Origin of the sequence: Pseudoalteromonas aurantia, from assembly GCF_005886875.1 — a bacterium.
Lineage (GTDB): Bacteria > Pseudomonadota > Gammaproteobacteria > Enterobacterales > Alteromonadaceae > Pseudoalteromonas > Pseudoalteromonas aurantia_A.
The window spans coordinates 109,521-116,533 of record NZ_PNBY01000058.1 but is presented as its reverse complement, the minus strand read 5'-3'; the positions used below and the strand labels follow the sequence as shown (position 1 = coordinate 116,533).

The window sequence follows — 7,013 nt, the reverse complement described above, 5'->3', positions numbered from 1 at the left end:
GCATAAAAGTGCCTTGATTTTGAGCAAAATATCATCATTAGATTGTACGTAAGTTTGTTTTCAAAACATTTCTATTCCAAAACCCTTATCCAAATCTGAGGTTATTTACATCGAGAACTATGTGCCTATTTTCATGCATTTAGTCAGTAACGGTTAATAGTCGGTGTTGATACAAATTGCGGGTTATGGCATTCATTTTTAAGGTATATCCTGTTTATAGTCACAGTGAATTTATATAAATGTATTTGCTTATGCAACGGTTACTACTTTACGTGATGTAGGGTTGATAATGTTTGCGCTTTTTAAAGTACAACTTTTTTCTGTGTGTTTGAAATTAATTTGTAAACCTAGAGGATTTAACATACATTTAATTGATGCTATTGCAATAGTGGTAGCGGTGAGGTTAGGTCTTTTTCTATACTGGGTTTTGAGTTATTCATATGATGAATGTTGTAAAAAAAACTCCATGTTTATTCTGCTTTATGTTTGCACTAGCGGTGTTTAGTACTTATGTTAATGCGGGACAGCCCAAATATGATCTATCTAATGGCGGTGCAGGATTAAGTCGCAGCTTTTCTTATACCGTTACTTCAGAAGTTGCAACATTTGACTATGTAGCAACGTCAAAGCAAGTGAAATGGCAGCCCCACTCAAAAGACAATTTAAATTTAGGGATCACTGACAAAGTTTATTGGTTTAGGCATTCATTTTCGTTACATGGGTCTCAAAAACAAAGCGTTATTTTTGAAGTGAGTTACCCTTTATTAGACGACTTAGAAGTCTATATAGAGCATCAAGGCCAATTATTTAGTTATCAATTAGGCGATTTAAAACCTTTTGGTAGCCGGCCAATAAAGCATCGATTTTTTTTAATTCCGTTTACCGCTACGCCTAACGAAAATATACAGTTTTACGCCCGGTTAAAAACCTCAAGCGTGATGATATTTCCTGTGAAATTATGGAAAGCCTCTGATTTTACGGAAAGAAATCAGGTGAATACATTGATTTTAGGGGCGTACTTTGGATTGATGGCGTTGCTGTTCGTTTATGTGTGTTCTTGTGCAATTATTACACGAAAGCGAGTCTATTGGTATTATCTGGGTTACATCAGTAGCATGACGTTATTATTGTGTAACTTATCGGGTCTGAGTTTTCAATACTTCTGGCCAAATAGCACTTGGTGGAATGGCCAATCTAGTATTTTTATCCTTTATGTGATTGTTTTTTTTGGTATTATTTTCAGTAAAAGTTTGCTTAATATTGCGCAAGCTTATCCACGCTTTAATCTGGCTTTACGATACTTTGTATCGTCAGTTGCTTTGATGTGGGCGGTTTCACTGACTCTGCCGTATGAAATGCTATTAGCACCTTCTATTTATTTTAGTTTGGCATGTTGTGTGCTCGGGCTAGTGGTTGGATACGTGCGTGTTAAAGATGGATTGGAGGTTGCCAAATTCTATAGTGTGGCGTGGGGGGGCGCTTTGTTTGGTGGTTTAGTGTTAGTGGCAACGAAGATCAGTTTAGTGCCATTTAATTGGTTTACTGAGCATGCATTGATGTTTGGTATTAGCTTTGAAATATTATGTTTGTCATTTGCGATTGCAAAAAGTCTGCAAATTGAACGAAAAGAAAAGTTACAGCTAAAAGACTCGTTGATGAAACATTTAGCCAATGCAAAGGAAACATTAGAACAACAGGTCAATCAGCGCACAGCAGAGCTGGAAGAGGCGAATATTAAACTTATGCAGTCGGCAATTACAGACGCACTCACCGGCGTTGCAAACCGACGCAAGCTAGATGAATTTTTAGATGTAGAGTATGCCAGAGCGATGAGGTTTAATTATCCTATTTGCGTGTTAATGATCGATGTCGACTTTTTTAAAAAGGTGAACGATGAGTATGGACATCAAGTGGGCGATGCATGTTTGAAATTAGTCGCATCGCGCATATCTGGTGAAATAACACGCGTTGGTGATTTGGTCGCTCGCTATGGAGGCGAGGAGTTTTGCATTGTGTTGCCGTATGCGCAAGAGCATGATGGCGCGGTAATCGCTGAGAAAATACGTGTTAGTATTGCGGCACAGCCTATGCTCACTAATGCTGGGGCCATAGAGCTAACCGTGAGTATTGGTGTGGCAGGGCATCAACCGGATAGTAATATGCCTCTCATTCAGCTTGAGTTGGCCGATAAGGCGTTATACACGGCCAAATATAATGGTAGAAACCAAATCGTCACAGCCAGTGAAATGAGGGCTATTAGGCATATAAATTAACCAGGTGCTGACAAATATACCTATTTTAACTCATTACTGAGGTAATAAATATGTTGTTTACATTTTACTTTGTTTTGCACCAAAAAGGCATGTTTTAGCGTTTGCAAATGATAAGCACATAGTTTGGTACCAATATGACTTGTTGGTTAATGGTTTTTAGAGCACTTAATTATTTGCTATGCATACCATCTTCCGTTCACCGTTTTAAATTTGTCTAATGTAATGGGCTTACTTATATAGTCTGACATGCTTTTTGATAAGCAATAATCTCTGTTGTCTTTCATCGCAGCTCCAGTGACGGCAATGGTTGAGATGGGCGATTTGCCTAAATATTGTTCTTTTTGACGGAGCGGTTCAGTCATTTCATGGCCATCCATTTCTCGAATTTGGCAGTCAGTTAAAATTAATGTGTATGACTTTTCTTACCATTGACTCAGACTAGACTCGCCATTTCGGATAAAATCGCAAGCATAGCCCAGTTTAGTAGCTGCTTTGTCATTAATTCTTGGTTAAAAGGGCTATCTTCTTCCAACAAAAACAGTCAGCACAGAGGGGTAATCATACCGTGGTTTGCTGACTCAGAACTAAGCCATTATTACTATGAACTCTCTGACTACGCTAAGGATATGGTGCAAAGCAATAGTGATTTCAAAAGTATTCAAAGTTCTTTTTTTTGATAGCATGCTCACGAAAATGCGGTCTTTAGGTTGTACCCAAAAAATATGGAATGTGTGTATGGCGTGAGGTTTTTAATGCGTCAAAATGAAATTCACGCTACAATTGCGATTGTATATCATTACCCTTGCGGTAGCATTTCACAAGTTTAAGGTTTCCAGCTTCTTTAATGACGGACATAACAACACACCGTGCCTCTCGTGCTCGCTTGTTAATTGCTTTGGCAATTACCTGTACCTTTATGGTGATCCAATTAATTGGTGCCTATTTTTCTAATTCTTTAGCTGTTGCAGCAGATGCAGGGCATTTGTTTGTTCATAACAGTAGTTTATTTATTGCGCTTGTTGCATCGACATTGGCAATCCATTTAGCTAAGACATTTCACGATGGATATAAAAAAACAGAGTATGTTGGTGGCTTAATTAATGGCTTGCTGTATTTAATTATTTCATTGGTGATCTTATTTGAAGGTTCAGACCGCTTTATAGATCATAGTCGGGGACATGATTTTGAAGTAAATACGTACTTAATGTCTGTAATTTCAGCGATAGGGTTTTTATTTCATGGCGCATCAGCATGGGTATTGTATAAAGGCAGAAAAGACAGTATTAACGTTTATGCGGTATTTTTGCACTCATTTTTTGATTTGCTATCAACGGTATCGACCTTTATCGCAGGTATACTGATTTATGTAACAGGCTATGAAGTGATAGACATAATTTCTAGTATGCTTATTTCACTGTTTGTGCTGTTTACTGGGGTAAAAGTGATCCGTAGCTGTGTGATTGGACTGTTCTTCTCTTCCCCTAAACTGCCAAAAATACAGCATATTGAGACGAAAATATTAAGTACAGAGCATGTAGAAAGTGTACACAATGTGGCTATTAGTGAACTGGACGGTAAGTTGGCTGTTGGCGCACATATCGTATTAAAGCATCATTGCACGATAGATAAACATGATGAGTCGTGTCGAGCGCAAGTTGAGGCGCTACTCAAGCAAACATTTGATATTTCAAGTTGTGTTTTACAAATTGAGAGCCATGATTGCCCTGATCATTAGGTGTCGTTAAATTAAACCTGATTGTTGCGGTTTAGAACTTGGCAAAATAGCTTTTTTCTTTTACCTTTAAGAGACTTAAGCTAAAGGACATGCCATTGTTCGGATTGAATAATAAATATAAACCTGTTTTGTTCACTGTGATACTCGCAATGATCGGTGGGTTTGTTAATTTGTTACCATTTTGGTTCTTGGATAGTTCTGAGTTTCTTTTTGGCCAACTTTTTGTTTTAAGTTGTTTGGTCTTATTTGGCTGGAAATACGCAATATTAGCCGCGTGTATTACGGGCAGTTTTATTTTTTATCGTTGGGGCCATAGCTGGCCATCTGCGGTGTTCTTGCTAGAAATACTGTGGCTTCAGTTTTTGTGTGTTCGCCCTCAAAAGCCTTTTTTCATTCGTGGAATAGGCTTCTGGTTCATTGTTGGCTTGCCTCTACTTTTTGTATTTGGCTTTTACGTTCTGAACTTACCCTTATTAGTCATTTTCACCGCCTTAGCTAAGTATTTTATTAACGCCACGCTTTATTTAGCGGTGATAGATTTACTCAGCTTTTTTTTAGTGAGGGCGCTATGGCGTGCTCAACCACTCTACGCCATTTTAAATTACACAATAAGCTTATTGGTTGTATTAGTGGTACTTATCACGTCGATTGTGCTGACAAACAATCACTACAGCCGTATTGAATTTGAAGTACAAGCTCAACTAGATGAGACTTCAGAGACAATCAACCAACAAATTGAAGACTATTTACAAAGCTATGTTCGAGCAATCTCAATGACGGCAAAAGGGATCGCTCATGGTATTGATAAAAGTTTTGCGCTAGAGCGTTTGGTCTCGATGCATTCGGGCTTGCGCACAGCCATCGTTTCAGATGAACAAGCCTATGTGTCGCATTATTACCCGCAAGCCTTGAAAGAAAGCTTGATTGGCGATATGCCCTCTATTGCCGAACGTGATTACTTTATACAAGCGCCATTTTACCCTGATGGATATGTTTCTCATATCTTTAAAGGGCGGGGGCTTGGTGACAATCCTATTGTGGGTATTTCGGCTCCTATTTTTATTGATGAACAATTTAAAGGGATCGTAGAGGCATCGTTGATATTTGAATCCCTTGAGCAGTTTATTCCTAAACTGTTGTCGCAAAGAGGTGAATTGATTGTGCTTGATGCGCGTCATCAGGTGGTTTACAGCTCATTGAAGAGCGATTTCAATACACTGGATATGATACCGAAAGAGGTTTTTGACGATTGGCTGTCCAATGAACAACAACTATTTACGACGCAGCACGGCCAAGTATTTTACCGACAAGCATTTAAATCAAAAGCGTTGAATTGGACGGTTGTAACGATGCTTGAACGTAAGTATGTCAACTTAGCGGCGGCGGCTGCATGGGGGCAGTCTTTGTTATTGGCAATATTTATCATTGTGTTAAGTAGTATTTTTGTTAGTCAACTTACACGCATGTTAGTTAAACCGATAGCCGCGTTGAGCGATGATATTCACCGTTTTGAACCCGATAAGTTGATAGAAGACTCATTTCATTCTGAAACAAGTTGTTTAGAAGTTATTGCCTTACAACAACAGTTTAATCAGCTAGCTTTTAAGCTTACTATGAATTTTTCAAAATTGCAGATGGCCAGTGGTGAAAATGAGGCGCTTAATAGACAATTGACGGACTTTAACGCGAAGCTAGAGCAGCAGGTAGATGAAAAAACACAAGAGTTGATAGCAGCCGTTGCCGCAGCAAATAATGCAAGTAAGGCAAAAAGCCAGTTTTTGGCGAATATGAGCCATGAAATACGTACCCCACTCAATGGGATCATAGGCTTAACTGGACTTTTAAAAGAGCAGCTTGAAAATGATGATGAGTCAGCTCGCCAATTAGCGATTATTCAAACGTCTGCGCGTAATTTATTGCTTATTCTGAATGACATTCTTGATTACTCAAAAATTGAAGCGGGTGCACTGTCGTTGGATTTACATCCCACAGATTCCTTTAGAATGTTTGATAGCTTGGCCGCTGTATTCAGACAAACAGGCCTTAAAAATGGGGTGTCTTTTGAATATCAGATTGATGCTAAGCTACCCGAGTATGTGCTAATTGATTCATTACGGGCAACGCAGGTTGTTAATAACTTGCTCAGTAACGCGGGTAAATTTACCGAGCAAGGCACCGTCAGCCTCATTGTTAAATTTAACAATGAACATATTGAGGTACAAGTTATAGACACTGGGATCGGGATATCAAATGCTCAGCAGGAATTACTTTTTCAGGAGTTTACTCAGGCTGATGTGTCAACAACAAGAAAGTATGGCGGAACAGGGCTTGGGTTGACGATCACAAAGCGTTTGGTAGAAGCAATGGCGGGGACTCTTTCACTAGAAAGTAAAGTGGGAAAGGGAAGTACCTTTACCATTGTGCTGCCCGCGACGCCCACAAGTGCTGATAAATCGACAACTACTTTGAATGTAGTGCCAGATCTGAGTGGCATTGACGTGCTGCTTGTTGAAGATAATATGGTTAATCAGATTGTTGCATCGAAGATACTGGGTAAAACGGGCTGTAATTTATCAAAAGCAGGTGATGGACTAGACGCGTTATCTCACTTAGAAAAGCACCCAACCACGTTAGTTTTAATGGATTGCCAGATGCCCAATATGGACGGGTTTGAGTGTACTCACCAGATCAAACATGCGCCAAATAAATATGGAACCCCTTATATTATAGCGATTACTGCTAATGCCTATAATGAAGACAGGTTAAAGTGTCTGCAATTTGGTATGGATGATTTCGTTGCAAAACCCATTGATGAACAGCTCTTATTTAAAGCTATTTCTCACTGGCATAATAGCTAAAAACCTTTCACATCTGCGATGTTTATGATGCGTAAAAGCTCGTTTAGTCATACTTTAATCGTGCCCTCGATGCTCCACTGACACTGTAAGATTGGTAATAAATACATAAATAGAGTTAAATATTTGTATTGATTTAAGCCTTTATGT

The 7,013-nt window shown here is 38.9% G+C and carries 3 protein-coding genes and 1 pseudogene; 3 read left to right on the top strand and 1 reads right to left on the bottom strand.

Features of this window, described 5'->3' with window-relative positions; all coding sequences use genetic code 11:
- The first annotated feature begins 440 nt into the window (after positions 1–440).
- Positions 441–2,273, top strand: coding sequence for a sensor domain-containing diguanylate cyclase (locus CWC18_RS12555; protein WP_138675378.1), 1,833 nt, complete (start codon positions 441–443; stop codon positions 2,271–2,273).
- Positions 2,274–2,449: 176 nt separating this feature from the next.
- Here the strand turns inward: CWC18_RS12555 and CWC18_RS12550 are convergent.
- Positions 2,450–2,680, bottom strand: a pseudogene (locus tag CWC18_RS12550) (response regulator); the annotation flags it as partial.
- Between the two features lie 437 nt (positions 2,681–3,117).
- Here CWC18_RS12550 and CWC18_RS12545 point away from each other — a divergent pair.
- Positions 3,118–4,008: a cation diffusion facilitator family transporter gene (locus CWC18_RS12545; protein ID WP_138590215.1), complete on the top strand. Its 891-nt coding sequence runs from the start codon at positions 3,118–3,120 to the stop codon at positions 4,006–4,008.
- Between the two features lie 89 nt (positions 4,009–4,097).
- A complete protein-coding gene (locus tag CWC18_RS12540) occupies positions 4,098–6,866 on the top strand; it encodes a hybrid sensor histidine kinase/response regulator (protein ID WP_138590217.1) in 2,769 nt (922 codons plus the stop codon).
- The last annotated feature ends 147 nt before the right edge of the window (positions 6,867–7,013 follow it).

Coding starts and splice junctions, on each gene's coding strand:
- CWC18_RS12555 (WP_138675378.1), top strand. CDS start 441: ATGATGAATGTTGTAAAAAAAACTCCATGTTTATTCTGCTTTATGTTT.
- CWC18_RS12545 (WP_138590215.1), top strand. CDS start 3,118: ATGACGGACATAACAACACACCGTGCCTCTCGTGCTCGCTTGTTAATT.
- CWC18_RS12540 (WP_138590217.1), top strand. CDS start 4,098: ATGCCATTGTTCGGATTGAATAATAAATATAAACCTGTTTTGTTCACT.